We start from the raw sequence: 526 nt of genomic DNA, 5'->3' as shown, positions 1-526 counted from the left end.
CGTCAGGCTGTCCTTGGGCACCCGGGTGCGGTTTTTCTCCAACCAGGCCTTGAGGTCATTGAGTACCGGCTGCGCCAGCTGCTGGCGCTGCCGGGCCTTTTCTTCCGGCGGCAGGGCTTCAATCCGTTTCTCGATGGCGTAGAGTTTGCGGATCTTGCCGATGGCCACATCAGCCTTGCTGACCTTCGTGCCTTTCTTTTTCGCGGTGGCGGCCTGGCTGGCTTCGCCGAACTTGCGCCGTGCGTGATCCCAGCAACCCGTTTTCCCGGCACACCCGGTTGTAGCCGGCATAACCGTCGGTCTGGAGTGTTCCCCTGAAGCCATCGAGCAGGCGCAGGGGCACGGCCTCACTGCGTGAGGGATCGTATTCGAACAGCACCGCCGGTCGGTCCGGTGGTCCGCCCCAGATCACCCACATCCATTTGTCCGACTGGGCCGATTTGCCGGTTTCCTTGAGGACCTGGAGTCGGGTCTCATCGGCTTGCAGGTAGTCCGCGTTCAGTTGCTGTTCCCGCAGCAGGTTGAT

The 526-nt window shown here is 62.4% G+C and carries 1 pseudogene; it reads right to left on the bottom strand.

Going from position 1 to position 526, the window contains the following annotated elements:
- Nucleotides 1–526: pseudogene (locus tag ACOCD2_RS25890) on the bottom strand (IS66 family transposase); the annotation flags it as partial.

The sequence above is a fragment of the Thiolapillus sp. genome, from assembly GCF_048562965.1.
GTDB lineage: Bacteria > Pseudomonadota > Gammaproteobacteria > Chromatiales > Chromatiaceae > Thiolapillus > Thiolapillus brandeum_A.
This window is presented reverse-complemented; position numbering and strand designations above follow the sequence as displayed.